The organism is Rhizobium sp. SEMIA4064 (genome assembly GCF_003025035.1).
In the GTDB taxonomy this organism is placed as follows: Bacteria; Pseudomonadota; Alphaproteobacteria; order Rhizobiales; family Rhizobiaceae; genus Rhizobium; species Rhizobium paranaense.
In genome coordinates this window covers 1-17,723 of the sequence record NZ_PYJN01000021.1, presented here as the reverse complement: position 1 = coordinate 17,723, position 17,723 = coordinate 1, and the positions used below count along the sequence as shown (strand labels likewise).

The following is a 17,723-nucleotide window of genomic DNA, read 5'->3' as shown; positions in this document are numbered from 1 at the left end:
GATCTGCACGGCAAGGAATCCGCGCTGATCTTCACCTCCGGCTATATCTCCAACTGGGCGACGCTCGGCACGCTCGGTGCGAAGATCCCCGGCCTGATCATCTTCTCGGATGCGCTGAACCATGCCTCGATGATCGAGGGCATCCGTTATGCCAAGTGCGACAAGGTCATCTGGAAGCACAACGACTTGCATGATCTCGAAGCCAAGCTGAAGGCCGCCGATCCGAAGGCGCCGAAGCTGATCGCTTTCGAAAGCGTCTATTCGATGGATGGAGACATCGCGCCGATCAAGGAGATCTGCGATCTCGCCGACCAATATGGCGCGATGACCTATCTCGACGAAGTGCATGCCGTTGGCATGTACGGCCCGCGCGGCGGCGGCATTGCCGAGCGCGAAGGGCTGATGGACCGGCTGACGGTGATCGAGGGCACGCTCGGCAAGGCCTTCGGCGTCATGGGCGGCTATATTGCTGCGTCGACCGCACTTTGCGATTTCATCCGCTCCTTTGCCTCCGGCTTCATCTTCACGACGTCGCTGCCGCCGGCCTTGGCGGCGGGGGCTGTCGCCTCGATCCGGCATCTGAAGGCCAGCCAGTTCGAACGTGCCCGCCATCAGGACCGGGTGCGCCGGCTGCGCGCCCAGCTCGATGCCTCCGGCATTCCGCATATGCCGAACCCGAGCCATGTCGTGCCGGTTTTGGTCGGCGATGCCGCCAAGTGCAAATGGATCTCGGACCTGCTGCTCGACATGGGCGTCTACGTGCAGCCGATCAACTATCCGACCGTGCCGAAGAAGACCGAACGCCTGCGCATCACGCCGACGCCGCTGCATTCGGATGCCGATATCGACCATCTCGTCGGCGCGCTGCATGCCCTCTGGTCGCGCTGTGCGCTGGCCCGAGTCGCCGCTTAGGGGCGAATGTGTACCAAGCCCCGAAACGCGGCTCGTAATTGACAATAATCAACGACGCCATCGGCAATCCGACGGACAAGAGCATCATGTAAATCTTAGGAGACCACGGCGTTGATGATAGCTCAGCACGACCGACAGCCTGCACAACTATCCCACGGCCCTGCACGTGAAGACGATGAAGGCAAACAACATCCGTCATCAAGAAAACAGACTGCCACGCGCCTCGTACGCCTCCTTCCTTTCTTGCGCCGCCATGGTTTTCTTTCAGCCTCTGCTCTTTTGGCCCTGACGGCCGCGGCGCTGATTTCCCTCGCCCTTCCGATGGCTGTTCGTCGTATGATCGACAATGGCTTCACCCAGGCAGATGGCGCTTTCATAAATCGCTATTTTCTTATGGTGATGGTGCTGGCAATCGCTTTGGCAATAGCCAGTGCGCTCCGCTACTACTATGTGACCGCGCTGGGAGAACGGATCGTCACCGACCTGCGCTCGGCGGTGTTCGGCCATATAGCTCGGCTGCCGGCGACGTTCTTTGACTGCAACAGGTCTGGAGAGATCGCTTCGCGCCTTACCGCCGACGCTGCTCAGGTGAAGTCGGCGGTGAGCCTGACCGCATCCGTAGCATTGAGAAATTCGATCCTCTGCCTCGGTGCTCTCAGCATGATGTTTGTCACCAGTCCGGGTCTTTCCGCTATCGCTATCGGCGCAATCCCGCTCATCATCGCACCGTTGATAGTCTTCGGGCGATCAGTCCGGAAGAAGTCGCGCGCCGCGCAGGATTCGCTTGCGAGTGCCTCGGCTTACGCCGCTGAAATCATTGCGGCAAATCGTACGCTGCAGTCGTTCAACGGCGAAGATGCCGCCCACCAGAAATATGCTGGAGACGTAGAATTCTCATACCGCAAGGCAATTGCGGCCGCCCGCGCCAGGGCATGTCTCACCGGCGTCGCGATCACGCTGATATTCGGAAGCGTTGTGGGGGTGCTCTGGATCGGGGCGCATAGCGTCCTCACAGGAACCTTGTCGGCGGGAAGCCTCAGCCAGTTTCTGATCTACTCGGTCATCGCCGCCGGATCGCTCGGATCGCTATCCGAGGTATGGGGTGAACTCGCGCAGGCCACGGGTGCCGCCGGAAGGCTGTTCGAACTCATGCAGGAGCCGACCTACCAACGCGATCCGCGCGAATGCGTCCCGATGGCCAATCCGGTTCGAGGGGCCATCGACATTGCGGATGTGCACTTCTCCTACCCCGGCGCTCCGACACAGGAAATTCTGCAGGGGCTGTCGATGAGAGTCGAGCCGGGCGAGACGGTCGCGCTGGTCGGACCGTCGGGCTCTGGAAAAAGCACGGTATTCTCCATGCTCCTGGGATTCTATGATGTCCAGGCCGGTGCCATTTCGGTCGATGGCGCCGATCTGCGGCTGCTTTCGCAAGAAGACCTCAGACGCAATGTTTCGATCGTGCCGCAGGATGTCACAATCTTTGCGACGTCGATTTTCGAAAACATTGCTTTCGGACGCCCTGGTGCCACGCGGGAGGAAGTGATGGCCGCCGCAGTCAAGGCACAGGCTCATGATTTCGTGGTCAATTTGCCAAGTGGCTATGACACCGTGGTTGGCGAACGGGGCCTCACGCTTTCCGGCGGGCAACGGCAACGCCTCGCGATCGCCCGCGCAATCCTTAAGGACACTCCCATTCTGCTCCTGGACGAGGCAACGGCGTCGCTGGATGCCGAGAACGAATTCCTGGTTCAACGCGGCCTGGAAGAGCTGATGGACAACCGGTCGACAATCGTCATCGCTCACCGTTTGGCGACGGTGCTCAAGGCCGACCGAATACTGGTGATGGACAAAGGCAGGATTGTAGAGGAGGGGACTCATGCCACTCTCCTTCGTCAGGGAGGGCTCTACACGCGCTTGGCCGAATTGCAGTTCCAGACCGATGGCTCATATTGCGAACAGGACGCGGCCTGATGTCCAATCTCGCCGCGCGGCTATCGTTCTGAAGCATCAACGTTACCCAAGGGAAGGGGGGTGGCGATTGGCCTTTCCACGAAACACATCGGGTGGCGGTCCGCCCAGAGATTGCCATCGGGCACTTTTTTAGCAAGAATTGATCTAACATTCGGTGGGAGGAACCTAATGTATGAGCAATCTGCGCATGCGGATGCAGTCTATGCATCCGCGCAGTCTGTTGCTGCAAGTTCGACGATCGTCGCCTCCTGGCGGCGCTGCATGACGATGCATCGACTGGCGCCGGAGGAGAAGCGGTTGCCTGTTCGTCTGAGCGACCAGGAATTTCGACTGGCACGCCAACAGTCGGAAAGGCTGGTGGTGGAAGCGGCTGATGAACTCGGCCGGCTTTTCTCGACGGTCGGTAGAGCGGGCTGCTGCCTGCTTCTGACCGATCGTGACGGCATTGCGCTGGAACGGCGCGGTACGGCGGGCGACGATCAAGAGTTCCAGAATCTCGGCCTTTGGACCGGTTCCGTCTGGACTGAGGCGAGCATCGGCACGAATGGCATCGGCACGGCGCTTGCCGACGATCGGGCGGTGACGATCGTCCGTGATCAGCATTTTTTCTGCTCCAATATCAATTTGAGCTGCACTACGGCGCCGATCCGCGATCATCGCGGTCTGATGGCGGGCGCGCTTGACGTTTCGACGTGCCGCGAGGACGTTAACGACGTGACGCTGGCTATCATCTACCAGACGGTTCGCGAGGCGGCCATGCGCATCGAACTCGGTCTTTTCCGGAGCGCGTTTGCCGGGGCTCGCTTCGTTATGGTTCCGACCGATAGCGGTTCGACCTCGGCGCTTCTTGCGGTCGATCGGAACGACATGCTGCTTGGCGCGACGAGAGCCGCACGCGTGGCGTTAAAGCTCGACGACAACAGAATTTCCGCCGGCGTTCCAGCCGCCGATGCCCTGCGGGAAAGCCATCCGGGCGATGAAGAAGCTCTTCAAGAGGCCGAACGTGCTGCTCTTTTGAGAGCGCTTTCGCGCGCCAATGGCAATGTGACGCAGGCAGCACTCGCGCTCGGTATGAACCGTGCCACCCTTCATCGCAAGATGAGGAAGCTGGATCTGCATTGACCGCACGAAAGTGTCGCAGAGGTGCGACGCGGTCTTTAGGCGGTTGATCTGGCCTTCCGCCTGATTGCTGCTCCAGACGCGCGGCTAGGGCAGGTCCAAAACAACACGCAGTACGCAATCCAGACTTTTCATTCGTGTCCAATTTCAGCGACTTTTGCGTGCTGTCTCGTCATATCAGCGACATGTCGGCGTGATCCAAAGCTAGGTGAAGATGCCCTTCGCCAAAGCGACAATGGAGAACCCGATGAGCGATGCGATCCAGCCGAAAGCCCTTGCCAACCGAAGTGGCTTTCCGGCGTCTCGATCGGTGCGGTTAACGCCGCGATCATCGCCGGGAATACGCGTGGTAACCGGCTCGACCGGCTGCGTGATTTCTGGGAGACGATCTCCCATCGCAAGATCTGGCATTTCACGCTGGAAGGCGAGGTGTTCCGCAAGATGCGCAACCAGACGAGTTCGATGCTGACGATGATGTCGGGCCTGCCCGGCTTCTTCACGCCCAATCAGATCAATCCCTGGTTCCAGCTTCCGGGTGCTATGGGCGCGACGAGCTTCTATGATACCTCGGAGCTGAAGAAGACGCTCAACCGCCTGATCGACTGGAACGTGCTGAACGATCGCCGACAGAGGCTTAGCGTCGGTGCCGTCAATGTGCGCACTGGCAACTACCGCTATTTCGACAGCCATTTCGAGGTGCTGAGCGCGGAGCATGTCATGGCCTCCGGTGCGCTGCCCCGGCCTTCCCCTCCGTCCGCATCGAGAACGAATATTACTGGGACGGCGGCATCGTCTCGAATACGCCTCTGCAATATCTCCTGGAGCAGGAAGAAGTGCGCGACACGCTGGTCTTCCAGGTCGATCTCTTCAGCGCACGCGGCATCCTGCCCCGCGACATGGCTGATGTGCTCGCTCGCCATAAGGACATCATGTATTCCAGCCCTATGCGTAACAATACGGATACGTTCCGCCGCATGCACAATCTGCGGCTGAAGCTGCGCCAGGCGCTGCTGCGCGTGCCTCCGGAGGCGCTGACGCACGATGATCGGCGATTCCTGATCGCTATGGAGGATGTGCCGCGGATCAACATCGTCCATCTTATCTACCAGCAGAAGATCTACGAGAGCGACGCCAAGGACTACGAATTCTCGGGCACCTCGATGCGCGAGCACTGGGATTCTGGCTATCAAGACACCCGCAAGACCCTAAAGCATCGCCGCTGGTTGGAAAAGCCGCCGGAATCGATCGGCATGACCGTGCACGACGTTCACCGGAACGATCCGAGCTGATCTCCAGAAACATATTGTTGCGCGGAGCTATATGCAGGTCATCGCAACGCTCTCAACAAAGAGCGTTGCGATGACCGATATCACGTAATCTTAGGGATTTTTCCAGGCCACCATTTCCTGAAGGACATCCTCAAGGGCAAGCGGCGGTGAGGCGGGCGTTTTCATGTCGGCTCTTGCCGTCGCCGGAATCGCTCTTGTGGTGTTCGGCATCTTGGCTTCGGTCTCACGATCTGGCAGACGGAGCTTATGAGCCGCCGTCGCCGCATCGCTGGAGAGTGCATGGAGCACCAGGATTTTCCCATTCCGACCGGAGCCCTGATACGACAGGGTGGGCGAGCCTGTTTCTATCGCCTGGTCAATACGAACCCGTTGCTGATACAGGTGCAATCGGGAACGAAGATCGTCACGGCGAATGACAAGCCCCTACGGCTTGACGCCGGCGCATATGGCCTGTTGCCCGATTACCAACCGCTGACGATGGAAAACATTCCAAAGGCTCCGCAGCAGTATCAGACCATCGCGCTTTCCGTTCCCCGGCAATTGTTCGAGGATGCCTATGCCCGCATGGGTTCGGTTGCTGTCCCATCGATGCCTCTTCCCGCACGTTCATCCAATATGCCTGATGAAGCGGCTGCATTGTTCGAATATTGCTGTCAGCCCGGCAATCTGACCAGACTTCCCAGCGCCATCGCCAGAGCGCGCTTAATGGAACTCATTACCTGGTTTGCGCTATGCGGAGCAGTATTGGGCCAAAGCTCGAGCCCTCGGCTCGAAGATCGGCTAAGACAGATGATTGAAACCGATCCGGCCTTTGACTGGACGCTGCGGCACGCAGCGCATGCGTTCAACATGAGCGAAGCGACGCTCAGGCGTAAGCTGGCCGCCGAGAATACGAGCTTCAGTGAGATCCTGAGCGATACCCGGATGAACAGAGCCCTGGGCCTCGTTCAGACGACGGCCCTTTCCATGGCGCAGGTTGCGCTCGAAGTCGGCTATCATTCACCTTCTCAGTTCGCGGCGCGATTCAAGGAGCGGTTCGGCGTCAGTCCTCGCCATGTGCGCAACGGATCCGAGCCGGTTGAGCGGATCGGGACAGAAGTTGAGCGTAGCGGGGCAGACGTGCTTTCCCGGTGACGATAGCTGTGCGGCATGATCAACCGCAGGAAAGCAAAATGCGTTTCATAACAGCACTTCTCGCCACATCCTTGATCGGTGCCACCACCGTGCACGCCGAAATGAAGCTCACTTCGACGGATTTGACCGTGGGCAAACCCATGGCCAATGAACAGGTCTTCAACAGCTTCGGCTGCTCGGGTAAGAACATCTCGCCGGAACTCGTCTGGTCCGGCGCTCCCGAGGGTACCAAAAGTTTCGCCATCATGGCGTACGATCCCGACGCTCCGACCGGCTCGGGCTGGTGGCATTGGTCGGTGTTCAACATTCCGGCAAATGTCTCGAAGATCGCCACCGGCGCAAGCGGTGACAAGAAGCTTCCCGGCGGTGCCGTGGAAGGCCACACCGACTTCGGCACATCGGGATATGGCGGCGCATGCCCGCCGGCAGGTGATGCGCCGCACCACTATCAATTCACCGTCTACGCGCTGTCCGTGGAAAAGCTTCCCCTGCCGGAGACAGCGCCTGCTGCCATGGTCGGCTTCTATGTCAGGGCTAATACGCTCGGCAAGGCGTCCGTTGAAGTCACCTACGGCCGTTGAAGCCGGTCGATAGCGGTCCCTCCGAATGCCAATCGTTGGCCGAGGTAATCCGAACCTCGGCCACATCGGACTCAGGGGCAAAAAATCTCAGGACGTTAGAATCTCCCTGATGAGACGCTATTCCCCTCTTTGTGCAGGGTTGCCTGAGCGATTTCCAGTGCAGAGCGCGAAGGTGACGCTATTCGGAAGCCGTTCCTGCCCGCCGATTTTGCCCCGTATAAGACATGGTCCGCTTTTGCAAATATATCTTTGGGCGACTGGCCAGCAACGATGATGGCAGCGCCAACGGATGTTGTAATCTGAATGTTCTTGGTCGGCGTAGGGATCATCCAATTCATGCCCTCTACGATGTGAGTGGCAATCTTTGCGAGATCTTCAGCCGATGAACATGGATGGATGACGGCGAATTCGTCGCCGCCAATGCGAGCGATCATGTCGGCGTCAGGGACGGCCTGCGAGAGTTTGCGGCCGGCAACTTTGAGACAGTCGTCCCCGGCCTGATGTCCCAGTGTATCATTGACAGCCTTAAAACCATCGAGATCCGCCAAGAGGAGAGCCCGCGGGCTTTGATTGTCGGCTGCGCATATCTCGTTGAAGAAAGCTTCAAACCTTGTCCGAGAAGCAAGTTCGGTGAGGGTGTCGCGTTCCGCCAGACGGCGTAGCTGCTCGACCATTGTCTTCTCGGCGGTAACGTCCTGTTTAACTCCGAATATTCTTGCGGCCGTGCCGTTCGTAAACTCCACGCAAGCAGTTATTCTAATCCATCGGCTATTACCTTTTGCGGTAACTATCTGGGCGTCCAAGGTGAAGCCTTCGCCTGTACGGATTGCCCTTTCGCGGACCTCGTTAAGACGTTTACGGGTTTCTGGCGTATAGAGTTTGACGATTTCATCGCGTGCCAATGGCGTCTGCGGAACAAGGTCGAAGAATTCATAAACCGTGTTCGTCCAGCTTAGCGTCTGATCCGGCAGGCTGCACTCCCATACACCTATCTGAGCGGCCTTGAACGAGCGATCAAACAGCTCCTTCAAATGCATGAATTCCTGGGAGCCTATCGCGTGCGGCTCCGGTATTTCACCTAGATGGCTAGGCATGAAAAGCCCCCGCCAACCGCACGACGATGTTTGCCGGCTTCATTAAGATGTCCCAAATCACCATGTCCAACACAGGATGGCATAAATTACTTGCTTTCGCGTTTCCAAAAATACGGACCAACGAAATTAGTGCAATCAAAAATGGAGTTGGCGGCCTGGCTGGAAAAGAAAATCCAGAGTCAGGCGGATTGTTTTGTGATGACGATGGCCATGCCGCTATTCTTAGGCTTTTTCTGAGCGGCCCCAAACGATCCCCATTCCTGCAACCACAGAGATTGAAGAAAGTAAACCGGTTGATAGGTATTCGCGCAATTTTGTCACTGTCCCGGAGCGAACCAGGTCTGCGCGGTTTGACTGATGCCCGAAGAGCAGGTGCTCACGAGGCCAGACATTCTCTAGGTTTTGAGCGACATCCCGTGTGGCCCCGTACGTAACCTAACGGGACATCATCGATCAAACCGCCGACAAAGACTTCTTGCAATTATGCAACAATCTTGCTGCGGCTGTGAATAGACCAAAAATGGTCGACGAATTGTTCGCCCATAAGGCTTGCGCGGCGGGATATTAACTGCTTTCAGAAAAATGAATGGGAATCTACTTTGCAAGTGGGCGTGATTTCGTCTACCTAATAGTTGAACAAGCTATTAGACAGTATATTAGCAAAGTATTGCTATAGGGAAGGGTAATATTTTGGTTTGTAGAAAGCGATTGATTGGGGCGATCGGGATTTCGGTAGCCATTAGTTCTTTATTGAGCGGCGCTGCATACGCTACGACCCTGCAGCAGGCAATTGACAAGACAATGAAGACCAACCCGCAGATCATGGAGGCTGCCCAGAATCGGGAGGCAACCGAGTTCCAACTGCGCCAGGCGAGGGGGCTTTATCTGCCTTCAGTCGATCTGGAGTCGGGTTATGGTCGCCGTAGACTTTCGGACGTCACGTCGGGAGCCTTGTCGCGTAGCACGGATTACCTGAATCCGGCCGACGTCAGCTTGACGATTACGCAGACGTTATATGACGGGGGCGACCGCAAGGCACAGAAGGACAAGCAGGCGGCTCGTGTCGACAGCGCATCCTTTCGCGTCCAGCAGCGCTCGGAAGCACTAGCGCTTGAAGTGACGCAGGACTATCTCGAATATATGCTGCAGACGGAAATCGTCGCGGCGGCGGAAAAGAACGTCGCCTTCCACAAGCAGATGGTCGGCAACATCGAGGATAGCATCAAGGGCGGCGCCCTTACCGATGCCGATCGCTATCAGGGCCGCGAGCGCCTGCAGGCGGCCAATGCCCGCCTTCAGGAAGCCAAGCAGGAGCTGGATGCGACGAAGATCCGCTACCTTCAGGTCGTCGGCGAGCCGATCAGCAATGCGCAGCGCCCGGCCTCCGTGGCGCATTACCTGCCGAAGACGCTGGATGACGCTGTCTTCATTGCCCAAAAGAACAATCCGCAGATTTCCTCGGGCAAGGCCGACGTGAATGCCGCTGACGCCGATGTCCGCGGTTCCAAGTCTGCCTTCCTGCCGAAGCTGGACCTTGTCGGCAGCGCCCGTATGGGTGACGATGTTGACGGTAACAAGGGTAACACCAACGACGTCCAGGTCGGTGTCGTCGCCAAATGGAACCTCTATCACGGCGGCATCGATACCGCCCATCAGCAGGAACTGGTCCGTCGCGCCGCCGAACAGCGTTATGCGCTGAGTGAGACGTATCGCGAGGTCGATCAGTCTGTTCGTTCCGCTTGGAGCGAGCGTACCAATCAGGCCCAGCTCGCGCATATCCTGGACGGGCAGGAAAAGACCAACGCCCAGCTCGTGACGTCCTATCGCGAGCAGTTCAAGGTCGGTCAGCGCTCCCTGCTCGATCTGTTGGATGCCCAGAACACTCGCTTCAACACCGAGGTTTTGGCCAAGACGGCGGATGTCGCCTCGCTCTTTGCCGAATACAAGATCCTCGCCGCATCGGGCAGTCTGTTGTCGACGATGAAGCTGAAGCCGGTCGATCAGGCAACGCCTTATGCCCGTGATCAGTTCGCTGTTTCGTCGAACACGGCTGATCCTGGCTATACCAAATACGACTCGCATCAGAAGCCCGGCCTGCCGATGGATCTGCTCGAGCCGATTCGCTAATCGTCGCGATCCGGATTGGATAGTGCTCCATGTTGAACGTGGCACCTGAGGTGTCTGCGAGCGTACCGCTGCAGACTTTTAAATCGGCATTTAAATCGGTCGCCGCGTTTTATGGTCGCCCGAGCTCCGATACAGTGCTTTATTCAGGGGTTCCGGACGAGGTTCTGGAAGCCATGGAGCAGGACGATGTCGAGCGGCTGTCAGAACGCGTCGGCCTGCAGGTGCTGAAGCACAAGGAGCGCGATTGCCGGCTGGGCAATTTCGACTGTCCCGCCATCGTCACCTTTGCCGGTGGCGGTGTGCTGCCATTGCTCGAAATGACCGAAAACGGCTCCTATGTCATCGACATCGCGTCAACCGGAGCGCCGCTCCGCTTGACGCGGGATGAGCTTGCTGCGCTCAATCCGCAGGCGGCCTTTGCCTTCACGCTCTTTTATCAGAATGCTTCGGAGGAAGCGCGCGTCGGTCATGCGATGGAGATCGAGAAGCGCCACTGGCTCGCGACGACGCTGGTGCCCTATTGGCGCACCTATGCTCGCGTCATGCTGGCGGCGCTGTTTATCAACGTCATCGCGCTGGCCTCACCGCTTTTCACCATGAATGTCTATGACCGGGTGCTGCCGAACAAGGCGTTCCCAACGCTCTGGGTGCTGACGATCGGCATTTCCCTGGCCTATCTCTTCGATTTCCTGCTGAAGACGGCCCGCGCAGCGCTGATCGACTATGCTGGCCGCAAGGCGGATCTGCGCCTGTCGCAACTGATCTTCGACAAGATCCTGAATTCGACGCTGGCCTCCCGTCCGATGTCGACAGGCGAATATGCCAACCGCGTGACGCAATATGAATTCGTGCGCGAATTCTTCACCTCGAACACGATCGGCGTGCTGATCGACAGCCTCTTCGTCATCATTTTCCTGATCGTCATCTACATGATCGCCGACTGGCTGGTGATTATTCCGGCCGTTGCCTTCGTTCTGTCTGTCGTGATTGGCCTCGTGGCCCAGGCGCAGATTGGCAAACGCATGGCGACTGCGACGAATGAAGCATCGCGTCGCCAGTCGATGCTGGTCGAGACGATTTCGACGATCGAGACATTGAAGAGCCTTCGAGCCGAGGCGACCATGCTGCGCCGCTGGCAGGAGCTGACGAAATATTCGAGCCGCACCAGCGAGGACATCAAGCACATCTCGTCGAACGCCATTAACTTGACGATGCTGTTGCAGCAGATGGTTAGCGTGTTCATCGTCGTGGCGGGCACCTATGAATTCGCCGATGGAAAAATTGCCATGGGGGCGATCGTCGCGACCGTCATGCTGGCGAGCCGTGCCGGCGCGCCTTTCGGGCAGATCGCCATGACACTGGCGCGCTTCCGCCAGGCCACTATGTCGCTGCGCATCCTCGATAAGATCATGGAACAGCCGGATGATCGGCCGTCGACTGTTGGCTTTGTCAACCGGCAGATCCGCAGCGGCGCATTCAGCTTCCAGAACGTCTCTTTCCAATATCCGGGTTCTGACCAGTCGGTCATCAATCAGCTATCCTTCACGGTCACGCCCGGCGAGAAGATCGGGGTTATCGGCCGTATCGGTTCGGGCAAGACGACGATCGGCCGGCTGCTCGACGGGCTTTTCCAGCCGGCCAGCGGCCGCGTGCTCATCGATGGCGTCGATATCCGCCAGTATCACATGGCCGAGGTGCGCGCCGCCGTGGCTGTCGCTGGTCAGTCGTCGGACCTGTTCTCCGGCACAGTGAAGGAAAACCTGCTGCTCGGCCGTGCCGATGCCAGCGACGAGGAGCTGCTGGCCGTCTCACGTATGACCGGTGTCGAGGAATTCGTCGCCGTGCACCCGCGCGGTTTCGACATGCCGGTCGGCGAGCGCGGCGCGAACCTCTCAAATGGTCAGAAGCAGGCATTGACCATCGCTCGCTTGCTCCTGACCCGGCCGAAGATCGTCTTCCTCGATGAGCCCTCGGGGGCGATGGATCTGGCGAGCGAACGGCACCTGATCAACAAGCTGACGAATGCCTTCGGTCCGCAAACAACGCTGATGGTGGCGACCCATCGCCACAGTATGTTGGAACTCGTCGACCGGCTGATCGTCATCGACAAGGGTCGCATCATTGCCGATGGACCGAAGCACGCCGTCATCGAGGCGATGCAGCGCAAGGCGGTGTCATAATGCTTGCTCATCGTCGCAACATCCACGACAATCCTCCGCTTTTCGCCCGGTTGATCCTCGGTATCTGCGCCTTGATGATCGCCGCTTTCATCGCCTGGGCGGCCTTGGCCGACATCGACGAGATCGCACGGGGCGAGGGGAAGGTGATACCGGTATCGAAGACGCAGATCGTACAGTCGTCCGAGCCCGGCATCGTCCAGCAGATCAATGTCAATCTCGGCCAGGTCGTCCATAAGGGCGATCTTCTGGTCCAGCTCGACAATACCACGACGCAATCGACGCTCGGCGAGTCCGTGGCCAAGGCCCGTGCTCTCGGTGCCAAGGTCGAGCGTCTTGCCTTGGAGGAGGCGGGCAACTACGACGCACAATTCGTCTGCCCGGCCGATATTCTGGCCATGGCGAAGAACGTCTGCGACAACGAGGAAAAGCTCTTCGAGGCGGATCGTGCCGCCTATCAGAACAAGCTTGATGTTCTCGATCAGCGTTTGAAGCAGCATCAGAACGAGTTGGACGAGGCGCACGCCAATATAGACCGGCTGACGCAGAATATCGCCGGTGCCCAGAAGCAGTATGATCTGCTGAAGCCCCTCGGCGAGAAGAAGCTCGTCGCCCAAACCGAAGTGCTGAAGGTCCAGCGAGACCTGGTCGACCTGCAAGGTCAGCTCAAAGTCTATGTCGAAAGCCTGGATCGCCTGCAGGCGGCCGTCAAGGAGGCGACTCTACAGGTCACCGACCTCGGGCTGCAGTTGCGCCAGCAGGCATTGACCGACAAGGGGCAGGCACTGTCGGAGCTGTCCGTCGTCGACGAGACGATCCGCGGGGCATCCGACCGGGTCAAGCATACAGATATTCGTTCCCCGGTCGACGGCATCGTCAATACGCTGGAGGTCAATACGATCGGCGCCTATGTCGACGCCGGCAAGGTCATCGCCGGCGTCGTGCCGACAGCCGACAATCTGCTGATCGAGGCGAAGATTTCACCGCGCGACGTTGCCTTCGTGCGCGTCGGCCAGCCGGCGGTCATCAAGATCTCGGCCTACGATTTCTCGATCTTCGGCGCGCTGGACGGTACGGTCGTCAACGTCTCTGCCGACAGCCTCGTCGATAAGGACAAGAACGAGACCTATTACCTCGTGCGCATCAAGACCGACAAGTCGGACCTGGAGCGCGACGGCAAGCACTATCCGATCATCCCCGGCATGGTGGCTTCGGCCGAGATTATGACGGGCCGCAAAGCGATCCTCGCCTATCTGATGAAGCCGATCAACAAGGCGCGCTCCGAAGCGCTGACGGAGCGGTGAGGGCGGTCATGCGCAAAATAGCCGGAAAGGACGAAGTCACGACGATGGCCCGCAGCGAAGCCTTGCCGTCTGTCGATGGCGACGAACTGGAACCTCGTTTCCGCGCCGTGACCGGAGGCGGCGAGCGTCGCGGCATTCGCCTGGAGCGGATCTATTGGGACGGCCTCGGACGAATGTCCGAAGCTGGCGGCATTAGCATCGGCGACCTCGTTTACCACACGGCCGCCGACATGCCGGAAACCGGCAATCTCGCCTCTTTGCTGCGCGTGCTGAGCTTCAAATGGGCGCTGAACCGTCTGGATGCCATCGAGGATGTCGCGTCGCTGACCAATCTGAATGCTGTCCTTCAGGCGTCGCCGACGCCGGCGGTGGTGTTGACGCAGGAGCGTGGGATCAAGCTCTTCAACGATGCCTTCCTGAAGATGCTGCGCCATCGCCTGCCGCTGATTGATGACGTCCAGCAGACGGCGCGCACCCTGCGCTTTTCCATCGATACCCAGGTCGAGGAAGTGCTCTCTGTCCTATCGGCCAATCGCGGCAAGACGCTGAACACCGGCTTCAAGATCGGCCTCGGTTCGCAATCGCTAACGGGCCAGATCAATCTGGCGTTGGCGCCGACGCATGAAGCGCCGATGCTGATCGGTTATATTTCCGTTTATTGAAAACGTCGCAACTTTCGTTATGCGCGGCCTTCGTCCTGGACGGTCGAAAAGGTCAGTCCGATCAGTGGATCTCGCCTTCGCCGGGAGCCACCTTGGCGATCGGCATTGCGGCGACAACCGCTTGCGCATGAGGATCGCGGGAGCCGTGCAGATAGCCGCGGCCGGCGACGATCGAATAGAGCGGCAGATATTCGGCAATACGCTTGTCGGGCAAAACCTCATCGCGCATGTTGTCTAGGATAAGGTTGTTGCCGTTGACAGAGACCGACAGGACGGCGTGGTAGAAATGCCGCTGCTGATCGAAGAGGACGACCAGCGTCATATGGTCGAGGTCGACGCCTGCCTTGTAGAGGGCGGCCATCTTTAATATGGCATAGTCCTCGCAATCGCCCTGCTGGTGCGATAGGGCCTCACTCGGCTTCGCCCAGTAATCCGCCACATGATAGGTATCCTTGTCGCTGGCGTAGCGGATGGCATGGTTGACGGTGAAATTGATCGTGTTGATCTTGTCGCGGATCGAGGCGCCGGCAGTCTTTGTCTCGGCGGCCGCGACGGCGGCTGCGGCTGCGTCGCATCCGCTCGCGGCGCAATCGAGCGCTTTGCCCGACCGGATCTCGGCGAGCGGGCCAGCGAACTTGTCGAGCGCCGCAAGATGCTTGAAGGGAATGGCGACGGTTCCGAACACCGAGTCGCCCATCGGGGTATTGGTCGGCTGTGCGGGATGTACCGGCTGGAGAGTGGCCGTATCGTTACTCGGAAGGCCGGCCGGCTCGGCGGCAAGGCTCTGGCTCAGCGCGGCAAGGTCGACGCCTCTTATCGCCTTTGCTGCGTTTGCTGCGGCCGGCGCAAAGAGATCGATCACTGTAGCGACCCGCGGATCGGCAAGCAGGTTGACTACCGGACGGACAGTATCACCGGTTGCCGCCAGGCAAATGGTTGATGACGACAGACCAAAGGCAAGGGAAGTCGCAGCAAGTGCTGCAAGTATAATTTTATTTTTCTTGCGTTCCATTGGCGCTTATTTCTCCCTGGTTGAGAGAATAATGCGCGATACCTCTGAATATGGCGTTCGGAAGCGTAGATAATCTAAGTATAAATTGAGCGATCAAATAAGTATAAAATTCCACTGGGTTTGGTGTGAAAGCATTAAGGATGATGTCACCGGGCGCATCTAAATGATCTGGCATGGTGCGGGAATCGATGACGCAACAGCACCAGCGCACTCCAACGCGCGCTGGTGCTGGATGCCTACCGGTCTGCTTCAAAACGATTGTGAGGGCTGCGCGGCGACTTTCAGCTTGCCGCCGTCGATCGTATTGATCACCATTTTGCGCTCCACCATGCCGGCGGCATTGAAGCGGAAGAGGCCTGTCGTGCCGCGGAAGCCGACCTTGTTCATGAGGTTGGCGGCGGTGATGGCTTGCGGCCCCTGGGAGCGGATGAGGCCGGAGGCGATCGCCATGGCGTCGTAGCCATAGGCACCCGAGGTTGTCAGCGGGTGGTTGAAGTGGCGTTGGTAACGCTCGGCAATGAGCCCGCTGCTTTGCGTATCGTCCGTCGCGACAAATGCCCCCGTCACAGCCGGCGTCGTATAGACCGATTGTGGCCACCTGTTGGTGCCCACGAGTGCCTGGCCGGGAATGGCGGCACTGCGCACGGCGCCCGCCACCATACCGATTTCCGGCGTGCCGCCGAGAATGACCACGACTTCGGCCGATTGGATGAGCGGCCGGTTCTTGGTCAGGATATCCGCGGCCTGATCGCTTGTGTTGTAACGGCCGAGGCCCATGAAAGTGTTGCCGCTGTTCCAGATGGCGTTGCTCAATCGGGTGCTATCGGTTTGAGAAAAATCAGCAGGCACGAGCGCCGACACCTTCTTGTGACCGCTGGGACCGGCCGCCTTGACGCCCTCGGCCGCGCTGTCGATTTCTTCCGAAGCGAGGTTGAAGACATCGCCGCCCGTCGAGGCCATAGCGCTCGCAAGGTTAAGCAATGGCGGGCGTTGAGCGGGGGGAATGGCGGCGATGGCAGCGGTCTCGGCCGGCGGCAGATAGCTGACGATCAGCGCGGCATTTCGGCCCTTGGCCGCAGCGACCTGCGCCGCGATTCCCGCAAGACCGGGGCCGACATCTTTTACGCGCAGCCGAATCTGATTGTTGCCAAGCTCGCCGACGCCAAGCACTGCCCCATCACGCACGTCGCGAGCCGGACCTTCGTAGAGGCCTGCCGCGCCCTTGCGCAGCAACAGCGTGATTTCCGTGCCGTTTTCGCCGCCGTAGGTTTCCTCGATGGCCGTGGACGGCATTTTTATGTCGTCGTTCTTGCTGTTGCTGCTCAAGCCGGCACCGTTCATCTGGCATCCGGCGAGACTGGCGCAGAGAATGAGAACGGCACCGCCTGCAGGCCGTCGACGCTGTCTGCGCCGCAGCCAATTGGTCAAAAAGCTCGACGAAAGGCTGATCGCGAACGGCACCACTCACTCCCCAATTCTCGAACGCAGGCTGCGACAGCCTATGGTGGCGCATTTGCACACGGCGGCCGGCGGAAAGTCAAGCGGTATACTTAAGGAGTTGTTCGGTTGTTGAGTTAACCATGGGTAAATATATCTGCGGTCGTGCATAACCGGCTATATCGGTGAGGTTAATGAAGTATTGCAATCATCCCGCTCTCGTAATTGATTGGCGCCACATTACGAGACACCGGGAGTTAGACTTATGGAAGATTCGCGCATTTCGACGGTAGACCACGAAGCGGTTTCGAACGATTTCGCATCGGGCGACCGGAACGGGGGCCTTGCAGCCGATATCGGTGTGGATCAGCGGTTGCCGTTGTCGCAAAATGCTGATGTTGCCGCGTTCGAAGTGGCGCAGGCCGCCGAGCAGCAGGCAAACGGCAAGACGGCGCGCGTCGCCGCCAACGAGCCGCAAAACGCCGACAGCCATCAGCCGATCCAAATCGTGCCGGACAATGGCAACATCGTCCACCTGCCGGCGAACACCTCGATCGACGATATCCATGTCGAGGGTCGCAACCTTGTTCTCATCCAGGCTGACGGCACGCGCATCGTCATCATCAACGGCGCGCTGCACGTCCCGACCTTCCTGATCGGCGAAGTCACGCTGCCGCAGCAGGCCGTTGTCGCTGCACTACAGCAGCAGGGCATCAACGTCGCTGAGGGTCCCGACGGTTCGGTTCACGCCGGCAATAGCACGGATTCCGGCCACCAGTTCACCGACAGCCAGGCCGCGAATGCCCGCACGCCGCTTAATCTGATCGGTCTCCTCGGTCCTGGCGACATAGGCGGCAACGGTAACGGCGGCAATCTGTCTGGCACCCAGACTCGCGTTCCC

Annotated in this window: 15 protein-coding genes and 1 pseudogene; 12 read left to right on the top strand and 4 right to left on the bottom strand. The window is 58.9% G+C overall.

Annotated features, from left to right (window positions below):
- The 5 genes and pseudogenes from hemA to C9E91_RS20120 form a co-directional block, all read left to right on the top strand.
- Window positions 1-912, top strand: a 912-nt coding sequence (gene hemA / locus C9E91_RS17195; RefSeq protein ID WP_107109501.1) for a 5-aminolevulinate synthase, incomplete at its 5' end; no start/stop codon positions are given.
- A gap of 114 nt (window positions 913-1,026) precedes the next feature.
- Window positions 1,027-2,886 carry an ABC transporter transmembrane domain-containing protein gene (locus tag C9E91_RS17190; protein ID WP_107109500.1) on the top strand — a complete coding sequence of 620 codons (1,860 nt, stop codon included), beginning with the start codon at window positions 1,027-1,029 and terminating at the stop codon, window positions 2,884-2,886.
- A 168-nt stretch (window positions 2,887-3,054) separates the two neighbouring features.
- Entirely contained in the window at window positions 3,055-4,008 is a 954-nt protein-coding gene (locus tag C9E91_RS17185) for a helix-turn-helix domain-containing protein (RefSeq protein WP_107109499.1), read from the top strand.
- 48 nt (window positions 4,009-4,056) lie between these two features.
- Window positions 4,057-4,683 (top strand): annotated as a pseudogene (locus C9E91_RS20125) (patatin-like phospholipase family protein); the annotation flags it as partial.
- Window positions 4,684-4,838: 155 nt separating this feature from the next.
- A complete protein-coding gene (locus tag C9E91_RS20120) occupies window positions 4,839-5,294 on the top strand; it encodes a DUF3734 domain-containing protein (RefSeq protein ID WP_331371169.1) in 456 nt (151 codons plus the stop codon).
- 90 nt (window positions 5,295-5,384) lie between these two features.
- Here the strand turns inward: C9E91_RS20120 and C9E91_RS17175 are convergent, their stop codons facing one another.
- Window positions 5,385-5,582 (bottom strand): hypothetical protein, encoded by a 198-nt coding sequence (locus C9E91_RS17175; protein ID WP_107109498.1) that lies wholly within the window; start codon window positions 5,580-5,582, stop codon window positions 5,385-5,387.
- Between C9E91_RS17175 and C9E91_RS17170 the strand changes: the two genes are divergently transcribed.
- Window positions 5,574-6,428, top strand: coding sequence for a helix-turn-helix domain-containing protein (locus tag C9E91_RS17170; RefSeq protein WP_107109497.1), 855 nt, complete (start codon window positions 5,574-5,576; stop codon window positions 6,426-6,428). The two genes, C9E91_RS17175 and C9E91_RS17170, sit on opposite strands and share 9 nt — an antisense overlap.
- A gap of 38 nt (window positions 6,429-6,466) precedes the next feature.
- Entirely contained in the window at window positions 6,467-7,009 is a 543-nt protein-coding gene (locus C9E91_RS17165) for a YbhB/YbcL family Raf kinase inhibitor-like protein (protein WP_107109496.1), read from the top strand.
- 95 nt (window positions 7,010-7,104) lie between these two features.
- Here the strand turns inward: C9E91_RS17165 and C9E91_RS17160 are convergent, their stop codons facing one another.
- Window positions 7,105-8,103: a sensor domain-containing diguanylate cyclase gene (locus tag C9E91_RS17160; RefSeq protein ID WP_245407519.1), complete on the bottom strand. Its 999-nt coding sequence runs from the start codon at window positions 8,101-8,103 to the stop codon at window positions 7,105-7,107.
- A 720-nt stretch (window positions 8,104-8,823) separates the two neighbouring features.
- Here C9E91_RS17160 and C9E91_RS17155 point away from each other — a divergent pair.
- The 4 genes from C9E91_RS17155 to C9E91_RS17140 are packed head-to-tail and all read left to right on the top strand — an operon-like array spanning window position 8,824 to window position 14,373.
- The gene (locus C9E91_RS17155) at window positions 8,824-10,230 is read left to right on the top strand and encodes a TolC family outer membrane protein (RefSeq protein WP_280951176.1); all 1,407 of its coding nucleotides are present in this window, start codon (window positions 8,824-8,826) and stop codon (window positions 10,228-10,230) included.
- Window positions 10,231-10,259: 29 nt separating this feature from the next.
- Window positions 10,260-12,410: a type I secretion system permease/ATPase gene (locus tag C9E91_RS17150; protein WP_107109493.1), complete on the top strand. Its 2,151-nt coding sequence runs from the start codon at window positions 10,260-10,262 to the stop codon at window positions 12,408-12,410.
- Window positions 12,410-13,711, top strand: coding sequence for an HlyD family type I secretion periplasmic adaptor subunit (locus tag C9E91_RS17145; protein ID WP_107109492.1), 1,302 nt, complete (start codon window positions 12,410-12,412; stop codon window positions 13,709-13,711). Before C9E91_RS17150 ends, C9E91_RS17145 begins: the two co-directional genes overlap by 1 nt.
- An 8-nt stretch (window positions 13,712-13,719) precedes the next feature.
- Window positions 13,720-14,373, top strand: a complete 654-nt coding sequence (locus C9E91_RS17140; protein WP_107109491.1) for a ribbon-helix-helix domain-containing protein — start codon at window positions 13,720-13,722, stop codon at window positions 14,371-14,373.
- A 61-nt stretch (window positions 14,374-14,434) separates the two neighbouring features.
- On the opposite strand, the gene C9E91_RS17135 is transcribed toward C9E91_RS17140, so the two are convergent.
- Together C9E91_RS17135 and C9E91_RS17130 are read right to left on the bottom strand one after the other, a co-directional pair.
- Window positions 14,435-15,385, bottom strand: a complete 951-nt coding sequence (locus C9E91_RS17135) for a transglutaminase-like cysteine peptidase (RefSeq protein ID WP_107109490.1) — start codon at window positions 15,383-15,385, stop codon at window positions 14,435-14,437.
- 249 nt (window positions 15,386-15,634) lie between these two features.
- Window positions 15,635-16,846, bottom strand: a complete 1,212-nt coding sequence (locus C9E91_RS17130; RefSeq protein ID WP_107109489.1) for a type 1 periplasmic-binding domain-containing protein — start codon at window positions 16,844-16,846, stop codon at window positions 15,635-15,637.
- Window positions 16,847-17,087: 241 nt separating this feature from the next.
- Between C9E91_RS17130 and C9E91_RS17125 the strand changes: the two genes are divergently transcribed.
- On the top strand, window positions 17,088-17,723 hold a 636-nt coding region (locus C9E91_RS17125), incomplete at its 3' end, for a hypothetical protein (RefSeq protein WP_146144005.1).